This is a genomic window from Leptospira mtsangambouensis, from assembly GCF_004770475.1.
Lineage (GTDB): Bacteria > Spirochaetota > Leptospiria > Leptospirales > Leptospiraceae > Leptospira_A > Leptospira_A mtsangambouensis.
The window spans coordinates 24,671-42,802 of the sequence record NZ_RQHK01000017.1 but is presented as its reverse complement, the minus strand read 5'-3'; the positions used below and the strand labels follow the sequence as shown (position 1 = coordinate 42,802).

General features: G+C 36.6%; 18 protein-coding genes. 7 read left to right on the top strand and 11 right to left on the bottom strand.

Annotated features, from left to right (window positions below; translation table 11 throughout):
* Positions 1-3 precede the first annotated feature (3 nt).
* From EHR01_RS12595 to EHR01_RS12570, 6 genes are all read left to right on the top strand, one after another.
* A complete protein-coding gene (locus tag EHR01_RS12595) occupies positions 4-1,950 on the top strand; it encodes an ABC transporter permease (protein WP_135695120.1) in 1,947 nt (648 codons plus the stop codon).
* A complete protein-coding gene (locus tag EHR01_RS12590) occupies positions 1,947-2,573 on the top strand; it encodes a TetR/AcrR family transcriptional regulator (protein WP_135695119.1) in 627 nt (208 codons plus the stop codon). The genes EHR01_RS12595 and EHR01_RS12590 overlap by 4 nt, the downstream gene beginning before the upstream one ends.
* 77 nt (positions 2,574-2,650) lie before the next feature.
* The gene (locus EHR01_RS12585) at positions 2,651-4,621 is read left to right on the top strand and encodes a right-handed parallel beta-helix repeat-containing protein (protein WP_135695118.1); all 1,971 of its coding nucleotides are present in this window, start codon (positions 2,651-2,653) and stop codon (positions 4,619-4,621) included.
* Positions 4,622-4,639: 18 nt separating this feature from the next.
* Positions 4,640-4,951, top strand: coding sequence for a PLDc N-terminal domain-containing protein (locus tag EHR01_RS12580; RefSeq protein WP_135695117.1), 312 nt, complete (start codon positions 4,640-4,642; stop codon positions 4,949-4,951).
* Between the two features lie 24 nt (positions 4,952-4,975).
* Positions 4,976-6,046, top strand: a complete 1,071-nt coding sequence (locus tag EHR01_RS12575; RefSeq protein ID WP_135695116.1) for a multicopper oxidase domain-containing protein — start codon at positions 4,976-4,978, stop codon at positions 6,044-6,046.
* Positions 6,028-6,600 (top strand): SCO family protein, encoded by a 573-nt coding sequence (locus EHR01_RS12570; protein WP_135695115.1) that lies wholly within the window; start codon positions 6,028-6,030, stop codon positions 6,598-6,600. The genes EHR01_RS12575 and EHR01_RS12570 overlap by 19 nt, the downstream gene beginning before the upstream one ends.
* On the opposite strand, the gene EHR01_RS12565 is transcribed toward EHR01_RS12570, so the two are convergent.
* The 11 genes from EHR01_RS12565 to EHR01_RS12515 all read right to left on the bottom strand — a co-directional run bounded on the left by EHR01_RS12565 (position 6,572) and on the right by EHR01_RS12515 (position 17,066).
* Positions 6,572-8,488, bottom strand: coding sequence for a sensor histidine kinase (locus EHR01_RS12565; RefSeq protein WP_135695114.1), 1,917 nt, complete (start codon positions 8,486-8,488; stop codon positions 6,572-6,574). The genes EHR01_RS12570 and EHR01_RS12565 overlap by 29 nt on opposite strands.
* Positions 8,489-8,498: 10 nt before the next feature.
* On the bottom strand, positions 8,499-9,152 hold the full coding sequence (locus EHR01_RS12560) for an energy transducer TonB (RefSeq protein WP_135695113.1): 654 nt from the start codon (positions 9,150-9,152) through the stop codon (positions 8,499-8,501).
* Positions 9,149-9,550 (bottom strand): ExbD/TolR family protein, encoded by a 402-nt coding sequence (locus EHR01_RS12555; RefSeq protein ID WP_002973390.1) that lies wholly within the window; start codon positions 9,548-9,550, stop codon positions 9,149-9,151. Before EHR01_RS12555 ends, EHR01_RS12560 begins: the two co-directional genes overlap by 4 nt.
* A 2-nt stretch (positions 9,551-9,552) precedes the next feature.
* Positions 9,553-10,167 carry a MotA/TolQ/ExbB proton channel family protein gene (locus tag EHR01_RS12550; protein WP_135695112.1) on the bottom strand — a complete coding sequence of 205 codons (615 nt, stop codon included), beginning with the start codon at positions 10,165-10,167 and terminating at the stop codon, positions 9,553-9,555.
* Position 10,168: 1 nt separating this feature from the next.
* Positions 10,169-10,669, bottom strand: a complete 501-nt coding sequence (locus EHR01_RS12545; RefSeq protein WP_135695111.1) for a hypothetical protein — start codon at positions 10,667-10,669, stop codon at positions 10,169-10,171.
* On the bottom strand, positions 10,669-13,185 hold the full coding sequence (locus EHR01_RS12540; protein ID WP_135695110.1) for a TonB-dependent receptor plug domain-containing protein: 2,517 nt from the start codon (positions 13,183-13,185) through the stop codon (positions 10,669-10,671). The genes EHR01_RS12545 and EHR01_RS12540 overlap by 1 nt, the downstream gene beginning before the upstream one ends.
* Positions 13,157-13,498: a hypothetical protein gene (locus tag EHR01_RS12535; RefSeq protein ID WP_135695109.1), complete on the bottom strand. Its 342-nt coding sequence runs from the start codon at positions 13,496-13,498 to the stop codon at positions 13,157-13,159. The genes EHR01_RS12540 and EHR01_RS12535 overlap by 29 nt, the downstream gene beginning before the upstream one ends.
* Complete coding sequence (locus EHR01_RS12530) at positions 13,495-13,893, bottom strand: hypothetical protein (protein WP_238837715.1); 399 nt, start codon at positions 13,891-13,893, stop codon at positions 13,495-13,497. Before EHR01_RS12530 ends, EHR01_RS12535 begins: the two co-directional genes overlap by 4 nt.
* Before the next feature lie 8 nt (positions 13,894-13,901).
* Positions 13,902-14,273, bottom strand: coding sequence for an LIC20211 family lipoprotein (locus tag EHR01_RS12525; RefSeq protein WP_135695108.1), 372 nt, complete (start codon positions 14,271-14,273; stop codon positions 13,902-13,904).
* Positions 14,274-14,398: 125 nt separating this feature from the next.
* Complete coding sequence (locus EHR01_RS12520) at positions 14,399-15,136, bottom strand: LytR/AlgR family response regulator transcription factor (protein WP_135695107.1); 738 nt, start codon at positions 15,134-15,136, stop codon at positions 14,399-14,401.
* Positions 15,137-15,140: 4 nt separating this feature from the next.
* Positions 15,141-17,066 carry a PP2C family protein-serine/threonine phosphatase gene (locus EHR01_RS12515; RefSeq protein WP_135695106.1) on the bottom strand — a complete coding sequence of 642 codons (1,926 nt, stop codon included), beginning with the start codon at positions 17,064-17,066 and terminating at the stop codon, positions 15,141-15,143.
* 92 nt (positions 17,067-17,158) lie between these two features.
* Between EHR01_RS12515 and EHR01_RS12510 the strand changes: the two genes are divergently transcribed.
* Complete coding sequence (locus EHR01_RS12510) at positions 17,159-18,076, top strand: hydrogen peroxide-inducible genes activator (protein ID WP_135695105.1); 918 nt, start codon at positions 17,159-17,161, stop codon at positions 18,074-18,076.
* Positions 18,077-18,132: the final 56 nt, after the last annotated feature.

Here is an 18,132-nt window from a genome sequence, read left to right as displayed (position 1 = left end):
CTTTTGTTAGCAATTGAAATTCAGAATTTAAATAAATCCTATAAAATCGGGAATTCAAAGTTTCCAGTTCTTTCTGGAATTAATTTAGAAATTTCGCAAGGTGAATTTGTGGCGATCATGGGTCCTTCCGGTTCTGGTAAATCCACACTTTTGCAAGTGATGGGACTACTGGACCATGTGGATTCTGGCACCTATCGTTTGTTTGGTCGAACGGTCAGTGGAGAATCTTCTGATGTATTGTCAGATGTCCGAGGCAGTATGATTGGATTTGTATTCCAACAATTCCATTTGTTAGCAAAATCGAATGCATCGCAAAACGTAAGTTTACCTTCTTTGTATACAAATGTGGATCATACAGAAATAAGAGCTGAAGAACAACTTCGAAAAGTGGGTTTGGAAAGTAGAATGTTTCATACTCCCAATGAACTCTCAGGTGGCCAACAACAAAGGGTTGCCATCGCAAGAGCACTGCTTGTCGATCCACCTATTATTTTTGCTGACGAACCTACTGGAAACTTAGATTCCAAAAGTAAAATTGAAATCATGTTGGAATTACAACGCCTTCATAGGGAAGGAAAAACCATTGTGATGGTAACTCATGAACCAGAAATGGCAGAGTTTTGCGATCGAATCATTCATGTGAGTGATGGAAAGATTGTTTCCGATGAAGGGAAAAAGAAAAAAAAAGAATTGGTTACCTTTCCTAAAACAAATTTGAAACGGAAAACGGGTTGGCCTCTATTCCAAGGAATTTTTTTACAATCCTTGTTTTCTTTATCATCAAATCGTTTGCGAACTTTTTTATCAGCTCTTGGAATTCTTTTTGGTGTTGTTTGTGTGATTTCAGTGATGGCACTAGGCGAGGGAGCAAAAAAATCAGTAGAGGAACAATTTTCTTCGTTAGGTGCTAATTTGGTCATTGTAAGAACAGGTGGAATGCGTAGCGGGGGAGTTTCGCTGGAGGCAGGTACTGTCAACCGCCTGGATGTTTTTGATGTAGGAGCTGTGGCTAAAAAATTTCCAGAGGTAAAACAAATCTCCGCTGTTGTGAACGGAAGAGGACAACTTGTTTTTGGAAATCGAAATTGGAATAGTTATATCACAGGTGCCAGTCCAAATTATGAAGCGTTAAGAAATTTGGAACCTGTGGAAGGAAGATTTTTTACAGAAGAGGAAAACCAAAAAAGAGCCTTAGTTTGTCTTGTGGGAAATACAGTGGTTAAAGAACTGTATGAAGGAAAAAATCCTGTAGGAACTTATTTAAAAGTAAATCGAATTCTGTTTCGTGTGATTGGACTTTTACCTGAAAAAGGGAGTGCTGGATTTCGTGACCAAGACGATGTGATTCTTATGCCTTTGCATACTGCCATGCGAAGGTTATTAAACAAAGATGCTGTCGACAGTTTAGAAATGGAATTAGAAAAAACAGAATCTTCAGATGAATTCACAACTTCTTTAAAACGTTTTTTACACAAAAGACATGGAACCAACGAATCAATGGGTAATATTTACCAAGTAATGAATATGGCTGACATCCAATCAGCAGTCTCTGAAACAAACCAAACAATGACAACCTTACTCATTGCACTGGCAACCGTATCTCTTGTTGTCGGTGGGATTGGAATTATGAACATTATGTTGGTATCTGTGAAGGAACGAACCAAAGAAATTGGCCTACGGAAAGCTCTCGGTGCGAGGGAATCAGACATTCGTATGCAATTTTTAATAGAATCCACTTTGACAAGTTTGACGGGAGGAATTGTTGGACTTGTTTTTGGAATTTTATCTGTTTTGTTTTTACAAGAATACTTTGGGTGGAGTATTGTTTTATCCTTTCCTTCTATTGGATTTGCTTTTCTATTTTCCATAACGATCGGAATTCTTTTTGGCTGGTGGCCTTCTGAATATGCAGCAAAATTGAGTCCCATTGTGGCCCTAAGATCAGAATGAATATAAAATTAAATCCAAGGAAAATTCCCCAACAAAAACGTTCCAAGGAAAGGTATCAAAAAATTGTAGATACAACAATAGAGTTGTTAGGTGAGGTTGGGTATGACGATTTAACAACGGATTTGATTGCAGAGAGAAGTGGGATACCAGTCGGTTCTATTTATCAATTTTTTCCAAACAAAGAATCCATTATATATTCTCATGCAGAATCATGTTATATCATTCTACATGACTTTTTTTTCAAACTTCTGGACGAAGAACTCAAAAAAAGAAAAAAATTTACACCAGAGTTCATTGATTTTACATTACATTCCTTCGAACGGGCGTTAAATGAAGTAAAAGGATACCGTTTGATCAATTCGATTCTTTATACAAACCCAGCATTGTTAAAACTTGATATCGAAAGTAACGAACGGTTTGCAAAATCCTTAGCGGAAAAAGTAATTCTTTATTTGTTTCCCAAGGTGGATAAAAAAAGGGCCTACTATAGTTCTCTAATGATTGTGGAAACTGTCGATTCTGTCGTTAAAATTGCGCAAAGAAAGGGAAAACCGGCTGAAAAAAAGGCAGTCCTTTCGGAACTACAAAATCTCTTATTTGTATATTTTTCCTCCTTCCTTTGATTTAACATTGACAAAGTTTTAACACAGATGTAAAATTCTCCAAATGTGAGGGAATCCTCATGTTCTGGGAAAGAACTATGAAACAGACCAAAAAATATTTATTGGGAATCTTCATTGCAGTATTCATAACGTTCGGTATGAATCATTGTAGTTCGGAAGACCCTGCCAATTCGGCCTTCGTCCATGTTACGATGATGGACAATGCCTTCCACCCGCCAGTCATACGGACATTCAAAGGCGGTAAAATTCGATTTGTGAATGAAGGAAACAACCCTCACAATGCTATCTCGATCACCAAAGATTGGTCCACAGAGAAAACATTTGGCAATTTGGCAATGTTTCGTGGTGCACATACCGATGTGTTCTTCCCAGAAGAAGGTGTGTTCCCTTATTTCTGTTCCTTCCATGCTTCCCCTGATGGTAAAATTGGTATGACTGGAGTTGCCGTCATTGGTGACGCCACTTACAATCCACAGACGAACATTGCAAAGTCGAAGATATCTAAAAAATGGACAGGTGTGACTCGCAAAGTCCCTTCTCAATACAAAACCATTCAGAATGCTGTGGATGCTGCATCCCCAGGAGACTTAGTTCTTGTTGCAAAAGGTATCTATAAAGAAGAAGTAACTGTCACCACTCCTTCCATTGTGATTCGCGGTGAAGATCGTAATGAAACCATCATTGATGGAGAATTTTTACGCGGAAACGGAATTATGGTTGTTGGTGCTGACGGTGTTGCCGTTGAAAACCTAACCACTCGTAATGCGACACTCAATGGTGTGTATTGGACTGGTGTAAAAGGATATCGCGGTTCTTATCTAACTGCTTACAACAACGGCGATTATGGAATTTATGCATTTGATTCAGTAGATGGACTTATGGAACATTCCTATGCATCAGGATCTCCAGATTCTGGATTCTATATTGGACAGTGTAATCCATGTAATGCGATTATCAATGATGTAATTTCTGAAAACAATGCTCTTGGATATTCTGGAACAAATTCGAGTGGTAACTTATATCTTTTGTCTTCCATTTGGAGAAAAAACCAATTGGGAATTGGACCTAATACATTGGATCGTGAATTACTTCCTCCACAAAAACAAATTGTGGTGAAGAAAAACATTGTCTATGACAATAACAATACCAATGCTCCTTCTAAAAAATTGGAATATCCATCCATTGGAAATGGAATCGCTCTTCTTGGTGCACTCGAAAACTTAGTTGAAGGCAATTTGGTTTTCAACCATAACAACTATGGAATTTTAGTGACCATGAATATTGACGAAAATATTTGGATCTCCAATAATAACGTCATTCGAAACAATCAAGTGTATCATTCCGGTAGAGGAGACATCGCTCTGAGTGGTCCAGTCAACGTTGGAAACTGTTTTGAAGGAAACTCATACGGTGTTTCAAGTCCGCCATTTTTGGAATCTCTTCAATCATGTTCAGGGCTTCGATATCCACATACAGGAGATATGTCATCTAGTATCGGTTTACTGGCTTTATTTGTGCAAGCAAACCTTCGTGAATTTGTGTTAGGTTCCTATAAAAACCAACCAATCCCTGCGGCTCAACTGAACATGCCTAAAGATAGTTTGGCGAATGTGATTCCTGCACACGATGTTTTTGAAACAAACAAAGGTTTGATTGAAACAGCGGAGTTACCAAAACTTAGCCAAGCAGAATTTGATGTTGCGACAAACAAAATGTATACTTCTGGATGGAGAGTTCATTTTCCAGGTACTTTAAAAACTTGGTATTTCCATTTGATGGGTTATTTATTGCCATTTGCTATTTTTGCTGCTTGGACAGGGTTATCAATCCTTGATCGATTCTCTCTAAAAGGTGCAAAACTAGATTTTTACTTTTGGTTAATTTTACTTGTTCCTTTTATCGGTTCTTTGGTTTATTTATATTCAAAAGAATCTAAAGTTTCACGAGTCGTTCGGAATACCGTTGTATTTGGTGGTATTTTGCTTTTCTTTACAATTCTGGCTTATGCCGGTTATGCGATGACAGCGGTAACGGAACCGTCTGTATAATCATTTAGGAGATTATTTATGGAAACAACTTTTGCAAACCCAGGTTTTTGGACTTATTTTATCGGATCCTATGCGTATTACCTTCCTTTCGTTTTAACGATGGTATGGGCACCTTTGGCATTGTTTGGATTATCTAAACAAAAAGATATGGACACAACAAAACAGATTATTTGGTCACTTGTGATCTTGGTAATCCCTGTTCTTGGTCCGGCAATCTATCTTTTGTTAGCTGACAAGGAATACGAAAAAAAATTCAAACAAATCGCTGTAGGTGGTGGGTTAGGAGTTTTTGTTCTAGTTTGGGTTTTGAGTTTAATTTCTCACATTTAGGACATAGGAAAAGAGAGTTTATTTATGGATCGGAAGAGTTTTTTAACAACACTGGGGTTTGGAGTGATGGGCTTTGTGGGATCATTGTTTGGTTCCATGAGAAATAACACTCGAAATTCTGAGGAAATCTGTGGGCCTTCTGATCCGAATCGTTCTTCCACTGCTGCAAACTTTGGAATTGTCACAACGCCAACAGTCAGTGATAACTACCAAAATTCAATTGGGGCAGGCGGAAGTCTACGAGCCACGAATACATATGGAAGCATGGCTCATCCGCCATTTTTTATCAAAGAAGAATATACGGAGCGGTTTTACTATCCACCTAACTATTCAAATACGAAAAATAAGGTGAAAGATTTTAGTTTAAATCTTTTTCCACTGAGTATGAATATTGCTCATAATATCAATTATCCCGCTTGGACTTTTGATGGACTTGTCCCAGGTCCAGTCCTTAGAGCAAATTTGGGTGATACACTCCGTATCCATGTCAAAAATTCAAGTCCTGATCCCCATTCTTTACATTTTCACGGAACACATGATCCCTTAGAAGATGGATGGGAACCCATTGCTGCTTTCGGAGAAAGGACCTACCAAATTGAAGCAGGTCCTATCGGACTTCATCCATATCATTGCCATGTTCCTCCACTTATGTTACATACCGCCAAAGGATTGTATGGTGCATTACTTGTGGATCCACTTGTCAAACGTAAACCTGCGCATGAATTTGTTTTAACATTTTCTGGTTGGGATACCAAAGGTAAAGGTAGGAACGATTATTATACTTGGAATGGAATTGCTGGCATTTATGACAGATATCCTATGAAGGTTCCTGTGGGTGAACGAGTGCGCTTTTATATTCAAAATATGATGGAAAGAGAACCAATCATTACTTTCCATTTACACGCACAAACTTTTGATATCATTCGTAATTTAGGTTCAGTTGTTCCTGAGGGTCATTCTGATGTTGTCTCTTTGGGGCAAACAGAACGTGTTGTGATTGAATTTGTCCTTAAGAAAAAAGGGAGATATATGTTCCATCCACACCAAACACATATGGCAGAAAATGGAGGAATGGGTTGGATCGTTGCCGTATAAAAATAGTATTTATTTTATTTGTTCTTACCTTTAGTTTTTTTTGTAAATCCAAAGAAGATCATATCAAAGAAGAGTGGAAACACCTATCTTTTGTTAAACCTGATGGAAGTTTATTGGAGCCAAAGTTTTGGTCTGAAAAAAAGTCAGTTTTGTATTTTGGATTTTCGCACTGCCCAGATATGTGTCCACTTGCTTTGACAAACTTTGGAAGGGCCTCATTAATATTAGGTGAAAAATCCAATCGTTTTCGGTTTATTTTTGTAACTCTTGATCCCGACAGGGATTCTCCTGCGACTCTCAAAAATTACGTTCAAAATTTCCCTGGAAAAAATTTGACCGCACTTTCTCCAAATGCGCAATCATTAACTAAACTTACCGATTTATTTGGGATTGTTCGTGAAAAAGTAGGCGAAGGAAAAAATTACAGAATCGATCACTCCAATTTTATTTATGTGTTAGATGAGGATTTGAATACAATTGCCAATTTTCCTGGTGGAGTCTCTGCGAATGCTCTTGCCACAAAACTTAGAGAGTTTGTTGGACCCGAGAATTAAGTATAATTTCTATTTCTGTTCGTGCACCTTCTGGGAAATTTCTCGTTACTTCAAAATTAAATTCCGAATAAATATTTCTTAACCGTTCTTTGATATTTCCAAGAGACCTGGCTAAAAGTTTTGTTTTATCCGTTAGTAAATCTTCAGGAATTCCAATTCCATTGTCATAAACAACAAAACTAAAAACTGAATCCCTTATCATTTTTGCATGAATGAAAAGTTGGAACTGTTCTTCTGCGGAACCACGGAATCCGTGTTTAAAAGAATTTTCAATGATGGGTTGGAGTAATAATGGAGGAAGTACTACCGAAGAAAAATCACCAGATTTTTTGAAATCAATTTGTACTGTATCATAAAATCTTAATTTTTGAAGATGTAAGTAGTCTTCTAAAAAATTCCACTCTTCTTCAAAAGGAATCCAATCTCTATCCGTGCGATCAGAAATGAATCGATAATTATTTGCCAAACTTAGGATTGCATCCCCGATTAACTCTGGTTTTATTTTATGAAGAGCATGAATTGTATTCAAAGAATTGAATAAATAATGTGGACTCATTTTTGTTTGTAAAGTTTTCAGTTGGCTTTCTTTTAAAGACTTTTCTGCTTTTAACAAATCTTCTTTATAACTTTGTGCCTTTTGTCTATTTGCAAAAATGGTGCGTTCTAAGGCAAAACCTTGGGAGATTACACCAAAGAGGACACCCCAAAGAACTACTTTGTTTGTAGAGTTATCATTTGATTTGATTGCAATAAACAATTCTAGGATTACAAGAAGAAGTGTAACACTGAATCCGATAAAATGTCCAAATGCTTCCTGATTCCCTTTTTTCCAAGATTCAAAGGTAATGAAAATTGGGCCTAGAATATTCAAAAGATTGAATAAGATAAAGAAAGTTCTACTGCTAATAAGCAATGTATGTGATAAATCAAAGAAAGGAAGAGAAAAAACTAGTATGGTAGTCAAAGAACATATGAATACATCTATATAAATTAAGATGTCCAGAACCCTAAAACTTCCGCTGCCGAAAAGACGACGAACACCTGACAACATAGGTATAAAAACAAAATTGGATGCTATTGTTGTGAGAATGAATAATGTTTCTGAATTTGTAAATAAATATCGGATTAGTACATTGGATGTGAGTCCAAGTAATCCGAAACATAATGAAAATGCAGAAAAATCAAGGAGAATGTTGTATTGCTTTTTGTATTCAATGAAATAAACGAGAGCACAGATAATTCCGATCATCAAAAAAAAAGAATGAAAGAAGATAGGTGTTAAATTTTTTAAAGCAATTTCTCTATAGAGAGCAGTTTGTTTACCCACTAAGTTTTCAACAATAGAGATTAGAAAAAGAATACCTTTTTTATGGTATAACCTTAGATAGTAATATTTTGAATCATCATTTGGAACCTTGACCCAATCAAATTTTGATTGGAAAATATTGGGCAGTCTTTCTTGTTCTGAAAAATTTCCATACTTAAAAATGGAATCTCCGTATTCATTAAAAATCTCAATATTTAATCCACCATGTTCTAATAATAAAAAAAGATCCTCCGTCTCTTTGTGATTTGGAAATGCTTTGGAACGTAACCAAATAAACTCTGAATCTGTAATTCGTTGGAGTTCGGAATCATTGATCCAACCGAAGATGGATTCCCAATATACTTTATGCATTTTTTGAAAGTCAATGGTTCCATTGTCATCTGCTGGTATATCACCAACAAAGTATTCCGTATTTTCTGCTAGGTAATATTCAGCTAAAGAACTATCGGTTGGTTTTAATACAGAATAACCGTAGGAAGTTACTGTAACAGTGATGACGAGAGATAAGAGGCAGATTGATAGAGTTGGTTTTTCTAAAAATCTGCTCCAGAAAATTCCCATATAACGAATATTAGTCTTCTAGGGAAAATAAAATAGGAAGTCTATGTGCCATTTTTTTAGGTTGTCCCTGCACATAACCTGGACTAAAACGAACACGTTTGATGAGTTTCATAGCAGCTTCTTCAAATCCGTATCCAGCCCGACCAGACACAATTTTAGCGGACTGAAGACTTCCATCTTCATTTACCTGCACAAGAAGTACAACTTGTTTCTCGACAATGTTTGCGGCTTTTGCTTGCGGAGGAAAGTATTCCTTTAGATCGAAGTCAATGATGGCAGTCGGCATTTTGTCTCCGTTAAACGAAAACAAGTATCCATCTTTATCAGTTCCATTACCAGAAAGTTGGTTTGGGTTGATGTCAGAGTTATCTGGTTCGTCGGCTTTGTCTTTGTTACTTCCTTCTACCCATTCTTGTTTTTCGATGGGTGCTGGAGAGGAAGTACCTCCAATGAGTTCCGGTGGAATTTCTTCGAAACTAACGTCTACATCTTCAAAGTTCGATTCTTCTACCACTTCATCGCCACGTAATTGGCTAATCTTGTAACCAGCGTAAGTTGCGGTATGGAGAAACAAACTGCCAATCAAACAAAGATGAAATATACGTTCTCTATTTTGTTTGATGGAATGTTTGAATTTATCCAATAATTCCGCGAAACGATTCATTTTTTTACACTGAGGGCAATTTTAGTCACACCCGCTTTTCGGATGATTCCCATCAGCTCCGTAATTTTTCCATAAGGAAGGCTTTCATCTGCAGATAAAGTTAAACGCATGTTAGGTCTAATTTTTGCTTCTCTTTCAAGGTTTCTTACTAAACCTGAAATGTCTGTGTCTTTTCCTTCCAAAAGAATTGCGCCAGTTTTGGTTAACGCTACTTGGACCGATTCCGCAACGTTTGGATCAGCTGCTTGAACTTTCGGTAAATTGATATTCAAACTTTCTTTTTTTAGGAAGTTTGCTGTTACCATAAAAATTACAAGAAGTACTAAAATCACATCCACCATCGGTGTGATGTTGATACTTCCAATTTCTTCGTCTTGTGAACCTGATGCACCAGCCATAATTATACCTTTGTCTTATTCATTTGATAAGAGAGTAGTTCTTTTTTCAGAATTTCCAAATTCTGTAGGATGACTTTGGATTTACGAGAAAAATAATTGTTAGCCATTACCACTGGAATTGCCACGGCAAGACCGGCTGCTGTTGCAAGGAGGGCAGTCGAAATAGACCGCATGACAACTTCCGCACCAGAACTGCCTAAGGTTCCCAAACCATAAAATGCTTTGATGACACCTAGAACGGTTCCGAGTAGACCAATGAATGGAGCATTATTTCCCAAAGTATTTAGGATTGGTAAACGTTTTTCCAATTCTAATTTTTCAGATAAAATTTGACCATCTAAACTTTCATCTAATCCTTTGCGGCCTAATTTCAATTGGTTTAGAGCAAATTGAATGAATCGAGTATAAATTGATTCTTCTCCAGCATCCGTTTTCCAATGAATTTCTGGTTCTTCTTGTAATGAAGTTCTAACTTCTGTTAAATAGTCTTCGTTTTTTTTACCTAGAGATTTTTTGAAATAAATCAACCTTTCTGCAAATACTGCCAAAGCGATCACACTCGCCACCGCCATTGTTATAAAGACTAATTCTTCCCCTAATTCTACATACTCTTGCATATTATCCTCCGTTTTGAATGTTATTAAATAATAAATATAATGGTATTTGATCGTTACTAATTTGATTGTTTGTGGATGCAAAACAAGATCTTAAACAAGAAATTACCGAACTTGAAGTTAGACTCGATTCAATGAGTGCCGGGATTGTTGACTGTGCACAAAAACCAGATGAAGTTTTTGATTTCCAATCAGTAACTTGGCAATTGAAAGAACAGGTTTGTGCTATCCCAGACATATTTTTATATGTTGTGGTGATTAATCCTTGGCAAGTTGTTGTTTTTGTTGCCGATGGAGTATCTGTGAAACTTCCACCGACTGCTGTAGCATATGCTTTGAAACATAAATCTTTATTGGTTATCACTGATTCACATGTTTCTTGTGGAGCGTTCGGTGTAGTTAAGTATTGTAATAAAACTGTTTCTTTATAAGAATCTTCAAATTTTTTTGATTCGGCACAAGAGAACACCATCACAATTCCAAAAAATAGAATCGAATATTTCATTAGAAATGTACCTCCATACCAACGTTAAAGAATGGAATCACTGTACCACCTGGAAGTTCTAAGGTTCCGAAGGTGTCATTTTCTTTTGGGTTTGTTGCAGAAAATGGTCGGGAGTTATCGAAGTCATATCCGTTTTTATTTTTTCTCATGTAAACGTTTACGATTTCTAAATACCAGTTTAGGTATCCCCAAGAATAATTTTCAAAGATATCAAACCGAATATCGAATCTATGAAAGTCGGTTCCGCGTTTCACATATCCATATTGCGATGAGTAAGGGTTATTTGAATATTGCGGATTCCAATAAGTAAGGCCATTGAGTGGATTTGAAAATTTACCACCGTCATCTCCAACAACGGGACGAGTCGGAATTGCAGTTAAGTAACTCCATCTTCCTCCTATTTGGAATTTTTCATTCATTCTCCAACCATAAATAAAATTGGCCACATGAGTCCTATCCCAAGGTGCTAATTGTTCGACTGAGTTTGGGAAGTATGCAGCAAGAATTTTCCTTTCAATCCCACCTACTTGCGAATTGTCACCTTCGTAAACTTGGTATAAATTTGTATTTTGGAATGACTGAGACCAAGTATAAGAAATCCATCCAAACCAATCTCTTGTTCCTGGACGTGCATTTTTACGGATTAAGAGTTCATAACCATGGGACCAACCAGACGCCCTGTTAGAATAATTTAACGGACGATTGGCGACAATCGGTTGTGTTAGCCATTGTCCTTTGTCTGGATTTAAACCAACAGGAGTGGATACATAAGGATCGTCAATGATCGTATCAGTGAATTGGTTTTTGAATACTTCCATCTTCACTTGCCAAACTTGATCGATTTTTTGATCAATCCCGGCACTTACTTTTCGTGCTCTTTCAAAACGTAAATCAGGGTTTCCTGTTTCTGAATTGAAGTTTGTGGTTAATGGAAATCTGGAAACATCACCACCACTTCCGTAGATCGTCATCCCTTTTCCAACTTCAGGGAATGTGTAAGAAGCTGTTGCCCTTGGTGTTAGTGCACCATTGCCAGTGACTTGGACATAGTCGTAACGAGCACCTGGCTCAAATACAAAATTTCCAAATTTAAAATGAAGGGTCGTGTATGCATTGTAATATGGTGAATTTCCTTGAATACTAATTGGCCTACCCACAAAATCAGGATTTGCCGAATTGTATGGGTTAGGTGAAGGATTTGTTGGATCACGGAGTGCCACTTCTGTTCCATAATCTCTAAAGGAAAACTTTCTAACTTCAGTTCCAAAATCCACTTTTAGAAACTTTGCCGCTGTCCAATACGCATCTTGACGAACACCGACATAACTACCTCTTTGGTATTGTTTTCCTTGGATGGTTCCAAATCCAACATTGTATTCTCCAATTGGGTCAAAGTTAATTAATGTAATACGGTTTTGAAATTTATCACCAGGAATCCAGGTATATCTAAGTGCAGTCGTACGGAAACTTTGTCCAAAACTAGCTTTGGCTCCACTAAGAAGTGCAAATGCTGAAGCTGTTGGATCATTTGCAGGTTTGTTTGGAACGTTAATCGCAAAGTTATCCTGTGCAGTTAAATTATAAAAAGATATTTGGTGTTCGGGTGTAAAGTTATGAACATATTTGATTTGAGAATCGTTATAACGAGGAAGTCGAATTCCTTCAGGCAATAAACCTGTAGCTCCTAACGATTTATCCAAATATCCAAGTTTACCAGCAATCGCCAGATATCCTTTACCACCTGAAGTGGGTGTTGCTGCATAAGCAGTTGTGTTCCATAAGGAAACTTGAAATGCACCTTTTGTTTTTTGCACAGAGTCAACAGTTTCGATTTCAATGATACCACCTGTCGCATTATTAAAGTTCGCTGGATATGCTCCTGAATATAAATCAATGGATTTAATTAAGTCATTATGAATGACAGATGTTAATCCATCTAAGTGGAAGGGGTATAAAATAGGAAGGTCATCGTAAAGATAGGTGTTTGCATTTGGATTCGCACCTCGGACAATAATTCCGTTTGCCCCACCACCAAAACCAATATTGGGAATAACCCCGGGTAGAGTTTCCAAAGCACGAAGAGCTTCTCCAAAGGTTCCTGGCATCCTTTTGATTTCTTCGTAACGAACTTTGGTACGGGAGGCTACAGTTTTTTCTCGTTCACCTTCCACAACAATTCCAGTTTTTGGGGCAGTTGCTTTTTTTTCAGTGTAAATGGTTCTAGATTCATCTTCGGATCCAACAGAAATTTTAATTTCTTGGATTCCCGTATCACGTAACAAACGCAAGGTGTATTCACCGGAAGATGGAAAATCAAGAGTGATATTACCTTCTTCATCTGTTTGTGCAAATTTCTTTGTTTCGAAAATTAAAACAGATAAATTCTTTTCGGCAATTTCCTTTTTAGGATTGATGAGTTTCGCACGAATACTCACAGCGAATATTGGGGATCCGAAACAAATAAGGAAAATCCCAAATAAAAAAAGTTTATTTAATTTGAATTTTGCTGAGTTCATTGAAGTTTAAATACCAAGGGACATCTCCCGTTTCTTTTTCGAGGTAAATGAGCGTGCAGGGTAGTGGATATCCAAGAAACGGACATTCTGTACGCGTAATTGCAATTGTACAAAAATCTAAATTTCTTTGGATTGGTTTATTAACAATCACCAACGGTGGATTGGGAATTGGATTCCCGCATTTTTCTGAAGCAAATTTTGCAGCAGCATACACTTGGCTTTGTGCATCATTGGTGTCTACACGATCAACACCAGGTCCGCAGTTTACGATGAGTGCTGCGATAACAATCAAAAAACCAATCAGCGCTTTCATTTGTTACCTTTTGCGTTTGGATTTTCCGTTTCTTCTTGTTGGCCAACGACATCTGCTGTTACATTGACTACTGTTACAAGACCTAATGGAAAGTATGCTTTATCTTCTCTTTGGATTTTGATATTGATAAGAGTTTTTCCTGTAGGATATTTCTCTAGAATTTGACTCATTGCAAGTTCTACGTTAGGTGCTTTTGTTACAGGAAACATTCCTAATAAATAAAAAGCAGAGTCCTGTCCTTTTCCTTTGCCAAGGATCTTGTAATCTGTGGAACGAACAACAGTTGCAGAATCAAATAAAGTAATCTCTTTAGAAACATGAGATCCAATGCATCCCATAACCATGATGGAGGCAGATAGGAAACTAATAAAAAATTTGAAAATGGAGGTTTTCATTTGTGTTACTATTTTTTGTTTTTAGTACTTGTTTGTGATGGAAAACGCACCAGATCACCTTTGATGGTAAATCGATAGCGAGTTAAAGGTCCGAAAATTGATTTATCGTTCCAGTAACGAATGTTAACGAGCGCATCACCAGAATCTTCTTCCATAACTTTTTCATACAAATCGGTGACGGGAGGTTCAGTAAAAGGTAAACCAAAGATGATGAAATCCAATGCATACCATGTAAAGGTTTTCTCTACAGTTTTAACAGTTTCGTAAGGAGTGTTCGGGATTGGTTTATTGCTAGTAGCAAGCCCAACAGATGAGGACGCACAATTATTGATAATAAAGGATAAAAAGAAGATTCCGGTTATGGTTATAATTTGTTTCATAAAAGACTCCGTCTCTGTCCAAATCCCATTTTTATGAGATTGGTCAACGGAATATTTGCACTAACGATGATTAACTACTTAACTCGGAATGAACGCTACATATTCCGGAGTGAAATAAAAAATTGTTATAATTTGAGAGCTTCTTTTAGATTTTGAGCAAAGGAACGGCCGACAGGTAAAGTAGTTTCATCCTCATTTTTTAGTTGGATCGTATAGGATCCGCCCTTATCATATCGTAGACTTGCCACATAATCCAAATTAACCAAAAAACCTTTGTGAATGCGGATAAAGTGTTTTGATGGCAGTTTTTCCTCGATTTCTTTTAGTAATTTTGCAGTTTCGTAATCCTTTTGAGAGGTATGAATCACACAACTTTTGTTATTTGCAGAAATAAACTGAATGTCTTGGTACGGCAAAAGAAATACGGCGGAATCAGATTGGATTTTTAGATTTGTGTTATTGTTTGTAGGTTGGATTTTGGATTGTTTTGATTCTTGTAAAAAACGCAAAGCTTTATCTACAGATTTCCGAAATCTTTCAAATGAAAATGGTTTTAATAAATAATCTGTGGCATCCAAATCAAAAGCCTCTACTGCATGTTCGCTGTAGGCAGTCGTAATGATAAAAAATGTACCTTTGTTATGTTCCTTTCTTAGAATATCCATCCCATTAACGGCAGGAAGATTAATATCCATAAAAACCAAATCAAACTGTTTGTCTTGTAGTAGGTTTAAGGCCTTATCTCCACTTTCAGCAATTCCTGAAAGTTTTAATTCCGAACAGTTCATGATGTAATCCATCATGAGCATCCTTGCTGGATATTCATCTTCAATGATTAATACTGAATAGGTGGATGATTCCATGGTTTTAAGTTATATCTATAAAGAAAAAAGTAACATCATCTTTTAGTTCTTCTTCCGAAAACTTGGAAATTTGTACTATAATCTCTTGAGATAATGATTTTATATCCTTGTCTTTTCCTCTTTCCAGTAGATCAAGTATTTTGCTTTCACCAAACAATTTATTTTCAGCACGAGCTTCGGTGACGCCATCTGTGAAAAAAAAGTAACGATCGCCAGTTTCCATTGGATGGGTCCATTCGCCGTAAGTAAATGACTCCCTCCAGCCAATGATGGGACCTTTGATATTCATAAACTCGAATTTACCTTTGGATCGATTGTATATGAGTGGATTTGGATGACCTGCTGTAGAAAAGGTAATGGTCTTTTTATTTGAATCAATCAATGCACAACAAGCTGTGATAAAGTATCTGCTAACAAGTGAGGTCAATGCTTGGTTCATATGTTCTAAAACATCTTTTGGTGAATTGATATTTTTGGTAGATTCTCTAAATTGAACTTTAACCATGGATGAAACAAATGCAGCGGGGACACCATGTCCGGCAACATCTGCAATTAACAAGAGTAGACGGTTTTCATCTAATTCCACCCAATCATATAAATCGCCACCCACTTGTTTCATTGGCAAATAAGTTGTATGAATTCGAATTCCGACCGTGTTTGGATGTTCCTTTGGCAAAAGATAACTTTGGAGTTGGGATGCAAAAAATAAATCTTGTTCGAGGTCTTGGTTTTTTTCTCTTAGTTCGATAGTCCTTTCACGGACACGAATTTCTAAATCTTTTGTGAGTATTGAAAGTTCTTTTTCGTTTTTTGCATGTCGGTAAGAGATTGCAACACCCGATAAGATCATTAGAATTAAAAAACCGTATTGTGTTAAGTATATGTTTTTTCCTGATGTTACATCGATAATGATATCTATAGTTGTACCAATGCAGATACAGATGAAACCGATGGTAAGGAAGTAAGCTTCTGCTTTTTTTGCTTTGGCTGCTCGAACAACTCCTCTTATAATAAAAAAAACAACTATGATTAAAGAGAATTCCCAAATCCTTAGTAACAATATTCTTGTTGGAATTTCAATTTCCCAAGTTTGCAAAAAAGCAAGGCAAAGAAGGAAAAAAATTAACAGTCGTTCTTTGAGTTTAAGTTTAGTTTGAAATAAAGAATAACTAAATAAAAAGATAGAAACCGGAAGTAAAGTTTGGGCAGTAAAAAATACTTTTAACCAAAAGAAAAAAGAAAAATCAGTATATGTGTAACTTATGTTTAATAAAGGAAATCTCCACATAACAAAAATTAGCGTAGAAAGGAGTAGGTAAAAATTGGATTTTGCCTGTCTTTTGAGAACAATTGAAAAAATTTGGTAAGCACCAATTCCAAAAAATAACATAATAAAACAAAAATCACGTCCGTCTTCCTTAATAATAAATTCTTGAAGTTGTTCGTAATTTCCCATCACTGGAATTTTTCTAAATAATCCTCCTTGGAAGGTTTTGTTTCGAAAATGGATTTCGATTTCTAAAAGATTTGTTTGGTTTTCTTTGAGGACGGAACTTGGAATAAAATATAAACGTTTGTAATACCAGTTTGGTAAATACAAACCTTCTTCTGAAATTTTTCCAGTCTCTCCTAACAACACACCGTTGACAAAAAGTTTGTCGACCTCTTGGATTCTGTCTAAATAGATACCAAGGGGTTTATTGTTTGGTTCATAGTAGAAGGTGGTTGTATAGGTTCCGTGGACCGGTGGGTCCATTCCTTGTAAAGATAACCCTTTCCCCACTTGGATGGGGATTGTTAAACCTTGGGACGTAAAGGTCCAACCTTCCGACATCGTCGTAAGGTATTTAGAACTTACTTTGAGTGGTTCCGAGGAAAGCGAAAAGACCGCAGTAAGGACAATGGGGAAAATAAATGAGAGGATTCTCATCACTATCGGATAAAGTTAGTTGTGTACAACAAGAAAGCAAGTTGATTTTCAATCTCTTGTTTGGTTTAGTTAATTTTTTGGAGCAAATCTAAATGACAATCACTCAACTTCGGTATATCGTTGCTTTGGATCAGTTTAAGAGTTTTGCAAAAGCCGCCGAACATTGCTTAGTTGCTCAGCCTACCTTGAGTTTACAGGTCCAGAAAGTAGAGCAAGAGCTTGGATTTGAGTTATTTGATCGAAAAAAAAATCCGGTCATTACCACAAAATTAGGTAAAGCTGTGGTGGATCAGGCTAAAAATACATTGAAAGAGGCGGACAAACTCTTTGAAATTGCCGGCCAATGGAAGGACGAACCAGCGGGAAGTATATCGATTGGAATCATTCCTACTGTCAGTAATTATTTGATTCCTTCTATTTATCTAAGTTTACAAAAAGAATTTTCCAAGGTGAATTTTCGAATTTCAGAACTTCCCACACTAACCATTTTAGAAAAATTAGAATCAGAGGAAATTGATTTAGGTATACTTGCCACTCCGCTTAAGATTCCGAACATCGTAGAACATCCGCTTTATTATGAACCCTTTGTTGTTTATTATCCTAAAGATGCCAAAGAAAAATCTTCATCTGTTTCTATGAAACATATCGAGAAATATCCTTTGCTTGTACTGGGTGAAGAGCATTGTTTCAGGCACCAGTCTTTAAAAATTTGTAATCGAAATTCACTTGCGAAAATTGAAAGTGGAAGTGTGGAAACTCTGAAACGAATGGTGGATATGGGAATCGGAGTGACTTTGTTGCCAAAGTTAGCTGTCGGAAAATCATCTGAGCGAGTGGTTCCGTTTCAATCACCAGAACCGGCACGTGAAATTAGTTTGGTTTATAAAAAAGGTTTTTATAAATCTAAAATTTTAAAAAAACTTACCAGTTTAATTCTCGATGCAATTCCAAAGGAATACCATTCAAAAGAAAAATATAAAATCATCGGGGTTTCTCTCAACCAGGACTAAATTAAACTAATAGCTTTTGTAAATCTCATCATTTATAGTATTTATTTTACAAATGA